Source organism: Kosakonia sp. PSU_27 (assembly GCF_039409795.1).
Lineage (GTDB): Bacteria > Pseudomonadota > Gammaproteobacteria > Enterobacterales > Enterobacteriaceae > Kosakonia.
Genome location: NZ_JBCIVK010000001.1, coordinates 66,531 through 83,412 on the forward strand (window position 1 = coordinate 66,531; position 16,882 = coordinate 83,412).

Annotated in this window: 16 protein-coding genes; 11 read left to right on the top strand and 5 right to left on the bottom strand. The window is 53.7% G+C overall.

The window, feature by feature from the left end:
• Positions 1-70 precede the first annotated feature (70 nt).
• Positions 71-682: a Holliday junction branch migration protein RuvA gene (ruvA, locus tag AAIG26_RS00345; RefSeq protein ID WP_020454122.1), complete on the top strand. Its 612-nt coding sequence runs from the start codon at positions 71-73 to the stop codon at positions 680-682.
• 8 nt (positions 683-690) lie between these two features.
• Complete coding sequence (gene ruvB / locus AAIG26_RS00350) at positions 691-1,701, top strand: Holliday junction branch migration DNA helicase RuvB (protein WP_045511323.1); 1,011 nt, start codon at positions 691-693, stop codon at positions 1,699-1,701.
• Between the two features lie 39 nt (positions 1,702-1,740).
• On the opposite strand, the gene znuB is transcribed toward ruvB, so the two are convergent.
• Together znuB and znuC are read right to left on the bottom strand one after the other, a co-directional pair.
• Entirely contained in the window at positions 1,741-2,526 is a 786-nt protein-coding gene (gene znuB / locus AAIG26_RS00355) for a zinc ABC transporter permease subunit ZnuB (RefSeq protein WP_020454120.1), read from the bottom strand.
• Positions 2,523-3,278, bottom strand: a complete 756-nt coding sequence (gene znuC / locus AAIG26_RS00360; protein WP_313626174.1) for a zinc ABC transporter ATP-binding protein ZnuC — start codon at positions 3,276-3,278, stop codon at positions 2,523-2,525. Before znuC ends, znuB begins: the two co-directional genes overlap by 4 nt.
• 78 nt (positions 3,279-3,356) lie before the next feature.
• On the opposite strand from znuC, the gene znuA reads away from it, so the two are divergent.
• From znuA to lpxM, 3 genes are all read left to right on the top strand, one after another.
• On the top strand, positions 3,357-4,301 hold the full coding sequence (gene znuA / locus AAIG26_RS00365; protein ID WP_343180297.1) for a zinc ABC transporter substrate-binding protein ZnuA: 945 nt from the start codon (positions 3,357-3,359) through the stop codon (positions 4,299-4,301).
• 15 nt (positions 4,302-4,316) lie between these two features.
• Positions 4,317-5,645, top strand: a complete 1,329-nt coding sequence (gene mepM / locus AAIG26_RS00370; protein WP_044489393.1) for a murein DD-endopeptidase MepM — start codon at positions 4,317-4,319, stop codon at positions 5,643-5,645.
• Positions 5,646-5,775: 130 nt separating this feature from the next.
• Positions 5,776-6,747, top strand: a complete 972-nt coding sequence (gene lpxM / locus AAIG26_RS00375) for a lauroyl-Kdo(2)-lipid IV(A) myristoyltransferase (protein WP_343179349.1) — start codon at positions 5,776-5,778, stop codon at positions 6,745-6,747.
• 50 nt (positions 6,748-6,797) lie between these two features.
• Here lpxM and pyk read toward each other — a convergent pair whose 3' ends face one another.
• Both pyk and AAIG26_RS00385 read right to left on the bottom strand, forming a co-directional pair.
• Positions 6,798-8,240 (bottom strand): pyruvate kinase, encoded by a 1,443-nt coding sequence (gene pyk, locus AAIG26_RS00380; RefSeq protein ID WP_017456939.1) that lies wholly within the window; start codon positions 8,238-8,240, stop codon positions 6,798-6,800.
• 126 nt (positions 8,241-8,366) lie between these two features.
• Complete coding sequence (locus AAIG26_RS00385; protein WP_017456940.1) at positions 8,367-9,236, bottom strand: MurR/RpiR family transcriptional regulator; 870 nt, start codon at positions 9,234-9,236, stop codon at positions 8,367-8,369.
• A 342-nt stretch (positions 9,237-9,578) separates the two neighbouring features.
• Here AAIG26_RS00385 and zwf point away from each other — a divergent pair, with 342 nt between their 5' ends.
• The 3 genes from zwf to kdgA all read left to right on the top strand — a co-directional run bounded on the left by zwf (position 9,579) and on the right by kdgA (position 13,780).
• The gene (gene zwf, locus AAIG26_RS00390) at positions 9,579-11,054 is read left to right on the top strand and encodes a glucose-6-phosphate dehydrogenase (protein ID WP_020454115.1); all 1,476 of its coding nucleotides are present in this window, start codon (positions 9,579-9,581) and stop codon (positions 11,052-11,054) included.
• Positions 11,055-11,288: 234 nt separating this feature from the next.
• A complete protein-coding gene (gene edd / locus AAIG26_RS00395; protein WP_269230793.1) occupies positions 11,289-13,100 on the top strand; it encodes a phosphogluconate dehydratase in 1,812 nt (603 codons plus the stop codon).
• A gap of 38 nt (positions 13,101-13,138) precedes the next feature.
• Positions 13,139-13,780: a bifunctional 4-hydroxy-2-oxoglutarate aldolase/2-dehydro-3-deoxy-phosphogluconate aldolase gene (gene kdgA, locus AAIG26_RS00400; protein WP_020454113.1), complete on the top strand. Its 642-nt coding sequence runs from the start codon at positions 13,139-13,141 to the stop codon at positions 13,778-13,780.
• A 219-nt stretch (positions 13,781-13,999) separates the two neighbouring features.
• On the opposite strand, the gene purT is transcribed toward kdgA, so the two are convergent.
• The gene (purT, locus tag AAIG26_RS00405; protein ID WP_269230794.1) at positions 14,000-15,178 is read right to left on the bottom strand and encodes a formate-dependent phosphoribosylglycinamide formyltransferase; all 1,179 of its coding nucleotides are present in this window, start codon (positions 15,176-15,178) and stop codon (positions 14,000-14,002) included.
• A gap of 131 nt (positions 15,179-15,309) precedes the next feature.
• Here purT and AAIG26_RS00410 point away from each other — a divergent pair, with 131 nt between their 5' ends.
• The 3 genes from AAIG26_RS00410 to AAIG26_RS00420 all read left to right on the top strand — a co-directional run bounded on the left by AAIG26_RS00410 (position 15,310) and on the right by AAIG26_RS00420 (position 16,811).
• Positions 15,310-15,648: a YebG family protein gene (locus AAIG26_RS00410; RefSeq protein WP_313626170.1), complete on the top strand. Its 339-nt coding sequence runs from the start codon at positions 15,310-15,312 to the stop codon at positions 15,646-15,648.
• A gap of 58 nt (positions 15,649-15,706) precedes the next feature.
• A complete protein-coding gene (gene yebF / locus AAIG26_RS00415) occupies positions 15,707-16,057 on the top strand; it encodes a protein YebF (protein ID WP_097405767.1) in 351 nt (116 codons plus the stop codon).
• Positions 16,058-16,151: 94 nt separating this feature from the next.
• On the top strand, positions 16,152-16,811 hold the full coding sequence (locus tag AAIG26_RS00420; protein WP_020454109.1) for a tellurite resistance TerB family protein: 660 nt from the start codon (positions 16,152-16,154) through the stop codon (positions 16,809-16,811).
• The last annotated feature ends 71 nt before the right edge of the window (positions 16,812-16,882 follow it).

Sequence of the window (16,882 nt, forward strand, 5' to 3'; positions counted from 1 at the left end):
GCTGGATATCTATCCAGCCTTTTTTTATCATACGGCATTACACTTTCAGCCGTTAACGCAGGAGCGTCACGTGATAGGCAGACTCAGAGGCATTATTGTAGAAAAACAACCCCCGTTGGTTCTGCTGGAAGTGGGGGGCGTGGGATATGAAGTCCATATGCCGATGACCTGCTTTTATGAGCTCCCGGACGCCGGAAAAGAGGCGGTTGTTTTTACACAGTTTGTGGTTCGCGAAGACGCTCAGCTCTTGTACGGCTTTAATAACAAGCAGGAACGGACGCTGTTTCGTGAGCTCATCAAAACCAATGGCGTTGGGCCGAAGCTGGCGCTAGCGATTTTGTCCGGTATGTCGGCGCAACAGTTTGTTAACGCCGTAGAACGCGAAGATCCTGCGGCGCTGGTCAAGTTGCCGGGAATAGGGAAGAAAACCGCCGAGCGTTTGATTGTCGAGATGAAAGATCGCTTTAAAGGTCTGCATGGCGATCTCTTCACCCCGGCTGCAGATTTGGTGCTGGCCTCACCGGCGAGCCCGGCGACGGATGATGCGGAACAAGAAGCCGTTGCTGCGCTGGTGGCGTTGGGCTATAAACCTCAGGAAGCCAGCCGGATGGTAAGCAAGATTGCGCGTCCGGACGCCAACAGTGAAACCCTGATCCGCGAAGCACTGCGCGCGGCGTTGTGAGGTAGAGGATGATTGAAGCAGACCGTCTGGTAACGCCCGCCAGCACCAATATAGAGGAAGTTGCAGACCGCGCTATTCGTCCGAAAATGCTCGACGAGTATATCGGTCAGCCGCAGGTGCGCTCGCAAATGGAGATCTTTATCCAGGCGGCAAAGCTGCGCGGTGACGCGCTGGACCATCTGCTTATCTTCGGCCCACCGGGCTTAGGTAAAACGACGCTGGCGAATATCGTGGCAAACGAGATGGGTGTCAATCTGCGCACGACTTCAGGGCCAGTGCTGGAAAAAGCGGGCGATCTTGCCGCGATGCTCACTAACCTCGAACCGCATGATGTGCTGTTTATCGATGAAATTCACCGCCTCTCGCCGGTTGTTGAAGAGGTGCTTTATCCGGCGATGGAAGATTACCAGCTGGATATCATGATCGGTGAAGGGCCAGCGGCGCGCTCGATAAAAATCGATTTACCGCCGTTTACCTTGATCGGCGCGACGACGCGTGCGGGTTCGCTTACGTCGCCGTTGCGCGATCGTTTCGGTATCGTGCAGCGTCTGGAGTTCTATCAGGTTGCGGATTTACAGCACATTGTCGGGCGCAGCGCGCGCTATATGGGGCTGGCGATGAGCGACGAGGGTGCGCTGGAAGTGGCGCGCCGCTCACGCGGTACGCCACGTATTGCGAATCGTCTGCTGCGGCGTGTGCGCGATTTCGCCGAAGTGAAACACGATGGTGATATTACCGCTGATATCGCGGCCCAGGCGCTCGACATGCTGAATGTCGATGCCGAAGGCTTCGACTATATGGATCGTAAGCTGCTGTTAGCCGTTATCGATAAGTTCTTCGGTGGCCCGGTCGGGCTGGACAACCTGGCGGCAGCCATTGGCGAAGAGCGCGAAACGATTGAGGATGTGCTGGAGCCGTATCTTATCCAGCAGGGTTTTTTGCAGCGTACACCGCGTGGTCGGATGGCAACAGTCAGAGCATGGAACCACTTCGGCATTACGCCACCGCAAATGCCATAACATTAAAGGCCGGAGAGCATTTGCTTCCGGCCTTTCGCTTTAGCTGGCGGGTTTCTTCATCATGCTGAAGATAAACAGCAGCGCCGCGCACAACACCACGGATGGGCCCGCGGGCGTGTCATAAAAGGCTGAAAATGTCAGCCCGCCGGTGACGGCGATCATCCCGATCCCGACCGCGATGCCCGCCATTTGCTCCGGCGTACGTGCGAAGCGTCGCGATGTCGCGGCAGGGATAATCAACAGGGAGGTGATGATCAGTGCGCCGACGAATTTCATGGCAACGCCAATCGTTAATGCAGTGACCAGCATCAGTAACAGCTTCACACGCTGCAGCTTCACGCCATCGACAAAGGCCAGCTCGGGGCTGATGGTCATCGACAGCAGATTGCGCCATTGCCAGAACAAAATCCCCAGCACCACGACAACGCCCAGAGCGATCGCCACCAGGTCGCCTGGTGTCACTGCCAGCAAATCCCCGAACAGATAGGCCATTAAATCGACACGGATATTTGACATCAGGCTGACAACAACCAGACCCAGCGACAATGCGCTGTGCGCCATGATCCCCAGCAGGGTATCAATGGCCAGATGAGGCCGTTTTTCCAGCCATACCAGCCCGGCGGCCAGCAGCAGCGTAACCGCGATCACCGCATAAAAGGGATTGACGTCCAGTAACAAACCGAAAGCGACACCCAAAAGAGAAGCATGCGCGAGCGTATCGCCGAAATAGGACATTCTGCGCCAGACAACAAATGAGCCCAACGGACCTGCCGCGCAGGCGAGCATAACCCCGGCAAGCCAGCCGGGTAGTAATAATTCAATCATGAGTGTCCATTACCCTGGCGCAGCACAATGCGGCCCTGTAAATCGTGGCGGTGGTTGTGATTGTGGCGATAAATTCCCAGCTGTTCCGCGCCACGCTGGCCGAACATGGAGATAAATTCCGGGTGCATCGAAACCACTTCCGGCGTGCCAGAACAGCAAATATGGTGATTCAGGCAGAGCACTTCATCGGTTTTTGCCATAACCAGATGCAGATCGTGAGAAACCATCAATACAGCGCAGTCCAGCTCTTTACGCAACTGGTCGATCAGGTTGTACAGCGCTACCTGGCCATTCACATCAACGCCCTGGGTTGGCTCATCAAGAACCAGTAATTGGGGGCGATTAAGCAGCGCTCGCGCGAGCAATACACGCTGGGTTTCGCCACCAGAAAGTTTTTGCATTGGCGCATCGACCAGGTGTGCGGCCTGAACACGTTTCAGTGCCGGAACAATATCGTCTTTACTGGTGCCAGGACGCAGGCGCATAAAGCGGCCAACGGTGAGCGGCAGAGTCGCGTCAAGGTGTAATTTCTGCGGCACGTATCCGATGCGCAGTGTTTTGTCACGCTTGATTAACCCGGAGTCAGGTGCTACCAGCCCAAGCACAACGCGCACCAGCGTTGATTTGCCCGCGCCATTAGGGCCCAGCAGGGTTAAAATTTTACCAGCGCGTAAATTCAGCGAAATATCAGACAGGACGCGACGTTGGCCGAATGCGACGGTGATTTTTTCGAGCGTTACAAGATTCGTCATAGCATTTATGGGGTTGCACAAGTTGTCGAATGTTATAATATCACATTCCACTCATTCATTACGATTAATAGTCGCATTATGTTACATAAAAATACGCTTCTTTGCGCAGCGTTATCCGCTGCGCTTCTCAGTGGAGCAGCACAAACTGCTAACGCCGCCGTTGTAACGTCATTAAAGCCGCTGGGGTTTATCGCGTCAGCAATAGCCGATGGGGTGACACCGACGGAAGTATTGCTTCCGGACGGTGCGTCAGAGCACGATTATTCCCTGCGTCCATCGGATGTAAAACGCTTACAGAACGCGGACTTAGTATTTTGGGTCGGGCCTGAAATGGAAGCATTTATGGTGCGTTCCGCGCAGCAAATCCCGGCGAAAAAATTAGTGACGATGGCGGATCTGGATGGCGTGAAAACGCTACTCCTGAAAGGGGCGGATGACGATGAGCACGACCATGATGATGGACATCATCAGGACGAAAAAAGTGATGAACATCACCATCACGGTGAGTACAACATGCATCTGTGGCTTTCCCCGGAGATTGCGCGGCTGTCAGCGGTTGCAATCCACGATAAATTAGTGGAAGTTATGCCGCAAAGTCGAGCCAAGCTGGACGCCAACCTGCAAGCATTTGAGGCATCATTAGCCCAGTCCGATAAGCAGGTCGGTAACGAGCTGGCACCGCTGAAAGGGAAAGGGTATTTCGTTTTTCATGACGCCTATGGCTACTTTGAAAAACACTACGGACTGACTCCGCTGGGTCACTTTACCGTCAACCCCGAAATTCAGCCTGGTGCGCAGCGTTTACATGAAATCAGAACACAGTTGGTTGAGCAAAAAGCAACCTGCGTTTTTGCTGAGCCACAGTTCAGGCCAGCGGTCGTAGAAGCTGTTGCCAGAGGGACATCCGTTCGAATGGGAACGTTGGATCCGCTCGGTATCGGCATCAAGTTAGGCAAAGAGAGCTATCCGCAGTTCCTTGCCCAACTTTCACATCAGTATGCGAGCTGCCTGAAAGGAGAATAACGAGGAAGTGAATACGTGCAACAGATAGCCCGCTCTGTCGCCCTGGCATTTAATAATCTGCCCCGACCCCACCGCGTTATGCTGGGGTCGCTTACAGTTCTCACTCTCACGGTCGCCGTTTGGCGTCCGTACGTTTACCACCCCGAATCCGTTACCCCCATTGTTAAAGCTATCGAGCTGCCGAAGAGCGAAATTCGTTCTTTATTGCCGGAAGCCAGCGAACCTATCGACCAGACTGCCTCGGATGACGATGTTGACGCTATTCCGCAGGATGAACTCGATGAGAAAACTTCCAGTGAAGCCGGCGTACATGAATATGTCGTATCGACGGGCGATACGCTGAGCAGCATTCTTAATCAGTACGGCATCGATATGGGTGATATCAGCCAGCTTGCCGCTGCGGATAAAGAACTGCGTAACCTGAAAATTGGCCAACAGATCTCCTGGACTCTGACCGCGGATGGCGATTTGCAGCGGTTGACCTGGGAGATGTCCCGCCGCGAGACCCGTACTTATGACCGCATTGATGGCGGCTTCAAAATGAGTAGCGAAACGCAGCAGGGCGATTGGGTAAACTCGGTGATGAAAGGGACTGTCGGCGGGAGTTTTGTTTCCAGCGCGCGCGACGCCGGGTTAACCAGCGGTGAAATCAGCGCGGTGATCAAAGCCATGCAGTGGCAAATGGATTTCCGTAAACTGAAAAAAGGCGATGAATTCTCCGTACTCATGTCCCGCGAAATGCTGGAAGGCAAGCAAGAGCAAAGCCAGTTGCTTGGTGTGCGTTTGCGTTCCGACGGCAAAGATTATTATGCAATCCGCGCAGAAGACGGCAAATTTTACGATCGCAACGGTACTGGCCTGGCAAAAGGGTTTTTGCGTTTCCCGACATCCAAGCAGTTCCGCGTATCTTCAAATTTTGACCCCCGTCGTCTGAACCCGGTTACAGGTCGGGTTGCGCCGCACAAAGGCGTTGATTTCGCGTTGCCGCAGGGAACGCCTGTGCTGGCGGTAGGGGATGGTGAAGTCGTCGTGGCGAAACGCAGCGGAGCGGCAGGTAACTATGTCGCTATCCGTCACGGACGCACCTATACCACGCGATATATGCACCTGCGCAAACTGTTGGTAAAACCAGGGCAGAAAGTGAAACGCGGCGATCGTATTGCGCTCTCCGGGAACACCGGGCGTTCTACCGGGCCGCATTTGCACTATGAAGTGTGGATCAACCAGCAAGCAGTTAATCCGTTAACGGCGAAGCTGCCGAGAACCGAAGGATTAAGCGGGTCGGATCGCAAAGATTATCTGGCACAGGTTAAAGAGATTCTGCCTCAGTTAAAAGTAGACTGATTCGTTTAACAAATGTGCGTCCGAAGCCGATGCCTCAACCGCGTCGGCTTTTTCTTTTGTGCGAAAGATGGCGCCTCGCTACACTATCTCATTATTTTATGTGAACTGATTTCTCGTCTGCGGAAGATGCATGGAAACGAAAAAAAATACCGCTGAATACATTCCTGAGTTTGAAAACGAATTTCGCCACCCGCGTAACTGGGGCGCGTGGCTGGGAGTGCTGGCTTTTGCGGGCGTTGCATTGATCCCGCCGTCGGTGCGCGATCCTGTACTCGGCAAACTTGGGCGTCTGGCCGGAAAGTTCGGCAAAAGCGCGCGCCGCCGTGCGCAGATCAATCTCTACTACTGCTTCCCTGAAAAAAGCGATGCGGAAAGAGAGGCCATTATTGATGAGATGTTCGCCACTGCGCCACAAGCCATGGTTCTGATGGCGGAACTGGCGTTACGTGGCCCGGAAAAGGTTCTTCCGCGTGTGGAATGGCAGGGCCGGGAAATTATTGATGAAATGCACCGCAACGAAGAGAAGGTGATTTTCCTTGTTCCGCACGGTTGGGGCGTTGATATCCCGGCGATGTTAATGGCATCGCAAGGCCAAAAAATGGCGGCGATGTTCCACAATCAGGGCAACAAAGTGTTCGATTATGTATGGAACACCGTGCGTCGTCGTTTTGGCGGGCGTTTACATGCGCGTAATGATGGGATCAAACCCTTTATCCAGTCGGTTCGCCAGGGCTACTGGGGGTACTACCTTCCGGACCAGGATCACGGTGCGGAGCACAGCGAATTTGTTGATTTCTTTGCGACCTATAAAGCGACCCTGCCGGCGATTGGCCGTCTGATGAAAGTGTGCCGTGCGCGCGTGGTGCCGCTGTTCCCGGTTTATGATGCGAAAACACACCGGCTGATTATTCAGGTGCGTCCGCCGATGGACGACCTGCTCACCGCCGATGACAACATGATTGCCCGCCGTATGAACGAAGAAGTTGAACAGTTTGTCGGTCCGCGTCCTGAGCAATACACCTGGATCCTCAAATTGCTAAAAACGCGAAAACCAGGTGAAACCGAGCCTTACCAGCGCAAAGATTTATTTCCGAAAAAATAGCCCATAAAAAAGGCCTCTCACTGAGAGGCCTTTTTGCTTCCTGTTACCGCTTATTCAACGGTGAGAATGCGCGTGGTGTTCGTCGTGCCGATGGTGCTCATCACATCGCCCTGAGTCACGATAACCAGGTCACCGGAGAGCAAATAGCCTTTATCGCGCAGCAGATTTACTGCGTCGTGAGCTGCCGTCACGCCGTCATTTACGCTGTCGAAATAGACCGGGGTGACGCCGCGATACAGAGCTGTCAGGTTGAGGGTACGTTCATGACGAGAGAGAGCGAAAATCGGCAGCCCGGAACTGATGCGCGAGGTCATCAGCGCGGTGCGACCCGATTCTGTCATTGAAATGATAGCGGTTACACCTTTCAGGTGGTTTGCCGCATACATCGCCGACATGGCAATCGCTTCTTCCACGTTATCGAATTGGATATCCAGGCGGTGTTTGGAGACGTTGATGCTTGGAATCTTCTCAGCACCCAGACATACACGCGCCATTGCAGCAACGGTTTCGGACGGATACTGGCCAGCGGCCGTTTCGGCAGAGAGCATGACCGCATCGGTGCCATCGAGCACGGCGTTGGCTACGTCCATCACTTCCGCACGCGTTGGCATTGGGTTGGTGATCATCGACTCCATCATCTGCGTCGCAGTGATTACTGCCCGGTTCAGCTGGCGCGCACGGCGGATCAGCGCTTTCTGGATACCAACCAGCTCCGGGTCACCGATTTCAACACCGAGATCGCCGCGTGCGACCATTACCACGTCGGAGGCGAGGATCACATCATCCATCGCATCCTGATTGCATACCGCTTCAGCACGCTCAACTTTTGCCACGATTTTGGCATCGCAACCGGCATCGCGCGCCAGACGGCGAGCGTAGTTAAGATCTTCGCCGCAGCGCGGGAAGGAGACGGCCAGATAGTCAACGCCGATCAATGCTGCTGTTACGATGTCCGCTTTGTCTTTTTCAGTCAGCGCTTCAGCAGAGAGGCCGCCGCCCAGCTTGTTGATGCCTTTATTGTTCGACAGCGGGCCGCCGACGGTCACTTCGGTAAACACTTTCATGCCCTGAACTTCCAGCACTTTTAGCTGTACGCGACCGTCGTCCAGCAGCAGGATATCGCCCGGAACCACATCGGCAGGCAAACCTTTATAATCGATGCCCACTTTTTCTTTGTCGCCTTCACCTTTACCGAGGTTGGCGTCGAGCAGGAATTTATCCCCGATGTTCAGGAAAACTTTGCCTTCCTTAAAGGTGGAAACACGAATTTTTGGCCCCTGTAAATCGCCAAGGATAGCAACATGACGTCCCAGTTTTGCCGCAATCTCACGCACTTTATCCGCACGTAATTTATGATCTTCAGGTGTTCCGTGTGAGAAGTTCATACGTACCACGTTAGCACCGGCAGCGATCACCTTCTCAAGGTTGTTATCGCGGTCAGTAGCCGGGCCTAAGGTGGTTACGATTTTGGTTCTGCGAAGCCTTCTGGACATGTAATACTCCGTTGACTGAAACAACTTGGTGTTGCGTGAACATAAATCCGGTCATTTGGCGCCCTGCTGTGAAGGGCGATGCGTCAGATCGGACAGCGTAAGAGGTTACCGTTTTTATATTTACTATTAGTGATTATCACTTTTAATAAGCAGCTCTTTATCAAAGCGCGATTCTTTCAGTGCTTCTTTGACTCGCTTCAAGTTATCCCTGAATTTTGCTCCCCGACGCAATGTGAACCCTGTTGCCAGCACATCAATCACCGTGAGTTGCGCAAGACGAGAAACCATTGGCATATAAATATCTGTATCTTCCGGAACATCCAGGGTGATAGCAAGTGTTGCCTCACGCGCCAGCGGCGTGCCTGCGGACGTAAGGGCTATCACCATGGCATCGTTTTCACGCGCCAGTTGCGCAAGTTCCACTAAATTCTTGGTTCTTCCGGTATGCGAAATCAACACAACCACGTCATCGTCGCTACAATTCATACAACTCATGCGTTGCAAGACAATGTCGTCGGAGTAGACCACCGGCACATTGAAGCGGAAAAATTTGTTCATGGCATCGTGTGCAACGGCGGCAGAGGAACCAAGGCCAAAGAAGGCAATTTTTTTCGCCTGCGTCAGTAAATCTACGGCGCGGTTTACCGCGGCCATATCGAGTGACTGGCGCACATGGTCGAGACTGGCCATCGCGGATTCGAAGATTTTGCCGGTATAGGCTTCAACACTGTCATCTTCATCAACATTTCGATTAACATAGGGCGTGCCATTGGCGAGGCTTTGCGCCAGATGCAGTTTGAAATCGGGAAAGCCCCGGGTATCGAGGCTGCGGCAGAAGCGGTTCACTGTGGGTTCGCTGACATCCGCTTCTTGCGCAAGTGCGGCAATGCTTGAGTGGATGGCCTGGTCCGGCGCGGCGAGGATCACTTCCGCCACTTTACGCTCGGATTTGCTAAGGTGTTCCAGCCGTGACTGGATTTTTTCCAGCATATTCATGGGTGATAAACGCTCATGGTAAAACGATTACACCGATAGATGGAATCGTGATGCAATTTAATTAGATATTACCCCTGCGGCGCGCAGAAAGGTAAGTCGTGATGAGAAATGTTGTTGTTTTTTTTCATTACATGATCAGAGTCGGATTTTACCCAACGCGTATTGGGCAAATATCCCGCTTTATCAGGGCGAAAGAACAGTTTTTTCGTCACAACAGAATAACGCACGTCCTGACAAGGCTTAACAGTTTCGGGAATTACGTAAAAGCAGTACAGTGCACTGTAATAAAATTACAACTGAGGCCTGGCTGAAGCTCCAGGATAGCCAACTGAGGAGAAAGACATGGCGGTAATACAAACAGCCCAGGCGTGTGACCTGGTCATTTTCGGCGCCAAGGGCGACCTCGCCCGCCGGAAATTGCTGCCTTCCCTGTACCAACTGGAAAAAGCGGGCCAGATTCACCCGGAGACACGAATCCTGGGCGTGGGCCGCGCTGATTGGGATAAGGAAGCGTATACCAAGGTTGTTCGCGAAGCGCTTGAAACCTTTATGAAGGAGAAGATCGACGAGAGCCTGTGGGACAAGCTGAGTGGTCGTCTGGATTTTTGCAATCTGGACGTCAACGATACGTCGGCATTCAAACGTCTCGGCGAGATGCTGGATCAAAAAAATCGCACCACCATCAATTACTTCGCCATGCCGCCGAGCACCTTTGGCGCAATCTGCAAAGGTCTGGGTGAAGCGAAGCTGAACGCTAAACCGGCGCGCGTGGTAATGGAAAAACCGCTGGGCACCTCGCTTGCCACGTCGCGGGAAATCAATGACCAGGTGGGCGAGTTTTTCGAAGAGTGCCAGGTGTATCGTATCGACCACTACCTCGGTAAAGAAACGGTACTCAACCTGCTGGCGCTGCGTTTTGCGAACTCTCTTTTCGTCAATAACTGGGACAATCGCACCATCGACCACGTTGAAATCACCGTGGCGGAAGAGGTAGGCATTGAAGGGCGCTGGGGCTATTTCGACCAGGCCGGGCAGATGCGCGATATGATCCAGAACCACCTGCTGCAAATTCTATGCATGATTGCCATGTCGCCGCCGTCCGATCTAAGCGCTGACAGCATTCGTGACGAGAAAGTAAAAGTACTGAAGTCGCTGCGCCGTATTGATCGCACCAACGTGCGTGAAAAAACCGTCCGCGGCCAGTACAGCGCCGGTTTTGCCCAGGGCAAAAAAGTGCCGGGTTACCTGGAAGAAGAGGGCGCGAATAAGACCAGCAACACCGAAACGTTCGTTGCGATCCGTGTCGACATTGATAACTGGCGTTGGGCTGGTGTGCCGTTCTACCTGCGCACCGGTAAGCGTCTGCCGACCAAGTGCTCTGAAGTGGTTGTTTACTTTAAAACACCGGAACTGAATCTGTTCAAAGAGTCCTGGCAGGATTTGCCGCAGAACAAATTGACCATTCGCCTGCAGCCGGACGAAGGGGTGGATATCCAGGTGCTGAACAAAGTGCCGGGTCTCGATCACAAACACAATCTGCAAATCACCAAGCTCGATCTGAGTTATTCCGAAACGTTCAATCAGACGCATCTGGCCGATGCCTATGAGCGTCTGTTGCTGGAAACGATGCGCGGCATTCAGGCGCTGTTTGTGCGCCGTGACGAAGTGGAAGAAGCCTGGAAATGGGTGGACTCCATCACGGAAGCCTGGGCGGCGGATAACGACTCGCCGAAACCTTACCAGGCGGGAACCTGGGGGCCTGTGGCCTCGGTAGCGATGATCACCCGTGACGGCCGTTCCTGGAACGAGTTTGAGTGATTCGCTGCAGGTTAATGTTGCGCAATTTTACCGGTAACATGATCTAACTCAGCTATCCGAACAATTTTTCATCTTTCAGGCCCCGACTGGATTCACCAGCGGGGCTTTTTTTATTACACTGGCTGAAGCGATTTTGCCTTTGGGGCGCGGCGCTCTGGTGTTTTCAGCTTGTTACGTAAAGCTAATCGCACTGTTAACGCGGCTTCCCCGGACAGATAAATTTCAGGAGCCTCTATGAACCCGACAATGTTACGCGTAACAAATCGTATTATCGAACGTTCGCGCGAAACCCGCTCAGCCTATCTGGCGCGTATTGAACAAGCGAAAAGCGATACCGTACGCCGCTCAACACTCGCTTGCGGTAACCTGGCGCACGGTTTTGCTGCTTGCCAGCCCGACGATAAAGCCTCCCTCAAAAGCATGTTGCGCAACAACATTGCGATCATCACCTCTTATAACGACATGCTCTCTGCGCACCAGCCTTACGAGGTCTATCCGGATATCATCCGTAAAGCGCTGCATACCGTGAATGCAGTGGGGCAGGTGGCTGGTGGTGTTCCGGCCATGTGCGATGGCGTAACGCAAGGTCAGGACGGGATGGAGTTATCCTTACTGAGCCGCGAAGTGATTGCCATGTCTGCTGCGGTCGGCCTGTCGCATAACATGTTCGATGGCGCGCTGTATCTGGGCGTGTGCGATAAAATCGTCCCGGGGCTGGCAATGGCAGCATTGTCGTTTGGCCACCTGCCGGCAGTGTTTGTACCATCAGGCCCGATGGCGAGCGGTCTGGCCAACAAAGAGAAAGTGCGTATCCGCCAGCTTTATGCTGAGGGCAAAGTCGATCGGATGGCACTGCTGGAATCTGAAGCCGCGTCCTATCACGCACCAGGCACCTGTACGTTCTACGGTACCGCCAACACCAACCAGATGGTGATTGAGTTTATGGGCATGCAGTTGCCGGGTTCCTCGTTTGTACACCCGGATGCGCCGCTGCGCAAAGCGTTGACAGAAGCGGCGGCTCGCCAGGTCACTCGTCTGACGGGCAACGGCAACGAATGGATGCCGCTTGGTAAAATGATCGATGAAAAAGTGGTGGTTAACGGTATCGTTTCGCTGCTGGCGACCGGCGGTTCCACAAACCACACGATGCATCTGGTGGCGATGGCGCGTGCAGCGGGCATTATCATTAATTGGGATGATTTCTCCGATCTCTCTGATGTTGTTCCTTTACTGGCGCGTCTCTACCCGAATGGCCCGGCGGATATTAACCACTTCCAGGCGGCGGGCGGTGTGCCGGTATTACTGCGTGAGCTGCTGAAAGGCGGTTTGCTGCATGAAGATGTTAATACTGTCGCAGGCTTTGGTCTGGCGCGTTATACCCACGAGCCGTGGCTCAATAATGGCGAACTGGACTGGCGCGAAGGCGCGGTCGCGTCGCTGGATGACAACGTGATCGCCAGCATTGATAAACCGTTCTCTCAACATGGCGGCACCAAAGTGCTGAGCGGCAACCTCGGGCGTGCGGTAATGAAAACCTCCGCCGTTCCGGTAGAAAACCAGGTGATTGAAGCGCCGGCAGTGGTTTTTGAAAGCCAGCATGACGTGCTGCCCGCATTTGAGGCTGGGCTGCTGGATCGCGATTGTGTGGTCGTTGTTCGTCATCAGGGGCCAAAAGCGAACGGTATGCCAGAATTACATAAACTCATGCCGCCACTTGGTGTATTATTGGACCGCCGTTTCAAAATTGCATTAGTTACTGATGGACGGCTGTCAGGGGCATCAGGTAAAGTGCCTTCGGCAATCCACGTTACACCAGAAGCATATGATGGTGGGTTGCTGGCAAAAGTGCATGATGGCGACATGATTCGGGTTAACGGGCAGACTGGAGAATTAACGCTGCTGGTTGATGACAACGTTCTTGCCGCACGTCAGCCACATATTCCTGACCTTAGCGCGATGCGCGTGGGCACAGGGCGCGAAATGTTTGGTGCGCTGCGGGAAAAACTTTCCGGCGCGGAGCAGGGCGCGACCTGTATCACTTTTTAAGACGACAAGATTTTAGTTCTGGCGAGAGAAAAACACTGATGAAAAACTGGAAAACGAGTGCAGAAGCAATCCTGAAAACGGGTCCGGTAGTGCCGGTAATCGTAGTGAACAAACTGGAGCACGCCGTACCGATGGCGAAAGCGCTGGTGGCAGGTGGTGTTCGCGTTCTGGAAGTGACTCTGCGTACGGCTTGCGCTATCGACGCTATTCGCGCTATCGCGAAGGAAGTGCCGGACGCGATTATCGGCGCTGGTACCGTGCTGAATCCGCAGCAACTGGCAGAAGTGACCGCCGCTGGCGCACAGTTCGCCATCAGCCCTGGCCTGACTGAGCCGCTGCTGAAAGCCGCGACCGAAGGCACTATCCCGTTGATCCCGGGGATCAGCACCGTTTCTGAACTGATGCTGGGTATGGACTACGGTCTGAAAGAGTTTAAATTCTTCCCGGCGGAAGCTAATGGCGGCACCAAAGCGCTGCAGGCGATTGCGGGTCCGTTCTCGCAGGTTCGTTTCTGCCCGACTGGCGGCATTTCTCCGGCTAACTACCGTGATTATCTGGCGCTGAAAAGCGTGCTGTGCATCGGTGGTTCCTGGCTGGTGCCGGCTGATGCGCTGGAAGCAGGTGATTACGATCGCATCACTAAACTGGCTCGCGAAGCCGTTGAAGGCGCGAAGCTGTAATTTTCAGCGGGGTTAAAGCCCGCCTGATAAAAGCCCGGTCGCATACATGCCGACCGGGCTTTTTTTTCTCTCACTCGTCCAGGGTGACGGCCGCTAAGTGACTGATTCTGCTTTATTGCCCCCCGATTTAACTCTCAGGGGGCCGGCAGATGCAGATGCGGCTGTGAGGGATTTGTTCGCCTTCAGGAAGCAATCAATGCAACCTGTCGGGAAGGCTGTTTACCCGCTGACCTTCACCGCCGCCGCCGCCGCAACGGCGTATTCCACCGCTTTTTCAACGTTATCTGCCACGGCCAGCGCGACGCCCATACGGCGGGAGCCCGCAATTTCTGGCTTACCAAACAGGCGCAACTGCACGCCAGCACCTACGGCGCTGTCCACCTTATCAAAGGTGACATTCTGACTGGTCAGGCGCGGCAGGATCACCGCCGAAGCGGAAGGACCATACTGACGAATAGCGCCAATGGGCATGCCGAGAAACGCGCGGACATGCAGGGCAAACTCGGAAAGGTCCTGCGAAATCAAAGTCACCATGCCGGTATCGTGCGGGCGCGGCGAAACTTCGCTGAAGATAACGTCATCGCCGCAAACAAAAAGCTCAACGCCAAACAGGCCGTAGCCGCCAAGCGCCAGCACCACTTTGCTGGCGATAGCTTGCGCGCGCTCTAGCGCCAGGGGCGACATTTGCTGCGGTTGCCAGGATTCGCGGTAGTCGCCATCTTCCTGGCGATGCCCGACCGGCGCGCAGAAATGAACGCCGTCGACGGCGCTGATGGTCAGTAATGTGATTTCAAAATCAAAATTGACCACACCTTCAACAATGACACGCCCGGCACCGGCGCGGCCGCCTTGTTGGGCATATTCCCAGGCGCTTGCTAATTGATCGGCGCTTTTAATAAAGCTCTGCCCTTTACCGGAGGAGCTCATCACCGGTTTTACAATACAAGGTAAACCTATCTCCGCGACGGCTTGCTGAAATGCAGCTTCACTATCGGCAAAGCGGTAACTGGAGGTGGGTAGTTGTAACTCTTCAGCCGCCAGGCGGCGGATGCCTTCACGGTTCATCGTTAGCTTGGTGGCGCGTGCGCAGGGGACGACATGCTGACCTTGCGCTTCCAGCTCAATCAGCGTATCGGTGGCGATAGCTTCGATTTCCGGCACGATAAAGTGAGGTCTTTCCTGTTCAACCAGTGCCTTCAACGTCGCGCCATCAAGCATATTGATCACATGCGAACGATGCGCAACATGCATCGCAGGTGCATCGGGATAGCGATCCACGGCAATCACTTCAATGCCCAGACGCTGACATTCGATGGCAACTTCCTTGCCCAGTTCACCAGAGCCTAATAACATCACGCGTGTTGCTGCGGGGCGCAGCGCAGTTCCTAAAAGAGTCATAGCATTGTACCGTTAGAAAAAATTTGCGCGCAGTATAAACGAAAACGTTTGCGTCTGTCTTTTATCACTTGCGGTGGTTTTTTCATCGCGCTACTATACTGTATAAATACACAGTTAAATGAGGCTGCATCATGGCGGTAGAAGTTAAATACGTAGTCATTCGTGAAGGTGAGGAAAAAATGTCTTTTGCCAGTAAAAAGGAAGCCGATGCTTACGATAAGATGCTCGATCTGGCCGAAGTCCTTGGTGACTGGCTTGCAACAGGGCCGGTAGATCTGGAAGACAACGCGCGCGATCAGATGGCGCTGTGGCTTGCTGAGCAAAAAGAGGCGCTTAACGGCATCCTGAAATCAGGCAAATTACCGGGCACGGAAGCTGAAGAAGCGGTAGCGCCGGTCGACTCTTCTGATTCGGAAGCGACTGACGCTGTGGATATCAAAACTGCAACGAAGCGCGTGAAAGTCGCCTGACCTTGCACTGCCAGCAATTTGTACCATGCTTTGAAGGGGTAAAAACCAGGAGATAAGCATGAAAATAGCAGGAGTTTTCGCCGGTTTGCTTTTGCTGGCAGGCAGTATGGCGGCGCATGCCGTTACGGATAAGTCGGTGAAATTTCCCTCGTGCGAGGGACTCAAGGCAGACGGCATTGCCGCCAGTGTTAAGCGGGATTATCTGCAGAATCGCATTGTCCGATGGGCTGATGATCAAAAGAAACTGGGTCAGGCCGATCCAGTCGCATGGGTCAATCCGAAGGAAATTACCGGCAAGAATGATAAATGGGTTGTGCCGTTAACCGTACGCGGGAAAAGCGCGGACCTTCACTATCGAGTGACTGTCGATTGTAAAGGCGGAACCGCAGAGTATCAGCCGCGATCGTAACACCGCATTTTCCCATTCTTTTCAGATATAGACACTTCCTGACATCCCCCTCGCTTACTCTGTGCGCACAACTGTCATGATAAGCGAGGGTTCTATGAGCTGGTTAAATCAACTGCAGTCATTGCTTGGTCAAAAAGGTGATACGCAGACGCCGTCTCCCGGTGGCCATGGACTCAACAATTTGTTGGTGCCGGGTGCATTAGGTGGCCTGGCGGGCCTGCTGGTCGCCAGTAAATCATCGCGCAAACTGCTCGCGAAATATGGCACCGGCGCTTTGCTGGTGGGTGGGGGAGCCGTTGCGGGCAGCGTGTTGTGGAATAAGTATAAAGATCGCATCCGGGATGCGCATCAAGGTGAGCCGCAATTTGGTCAGCACAATACGCCTCTGGATGTCCGCACTGAGCGGCTGATCCTGGCGCTGGTGTTCGCCGCTAAAAGCGACGGACACATTGATGATAAAGAACGTGCGGCGATAGAACAGCAGTTGCGTGAAGCAGGTGTGGAAGCGCAAGGGCAGCAACTGGTAGCGAATGCTATAGACCAACCGCTGGACCCCGCGCGTCTGGCGCAGGGAGTGCAAAACGAAGAAGAAGCGCTGGAAGTTTACTTCCTGAGCTGCGCCGTTATCGATATCGATCATTTTATGGAACGCAGCTATCTGAACGCGCTGGGCGATGCGTTAAAAATTCCGCAAGATGTGCGAGAAGATATCGAGGCGGATCTCAAAAAGCAGAAATTAGCGCTTAGCTCATGATTTAAATTACGTTTCGCTTGCATCGCGCGTGGGTTTTGCCACCCTTATAGGTATGTAAAACCAAATAAGAA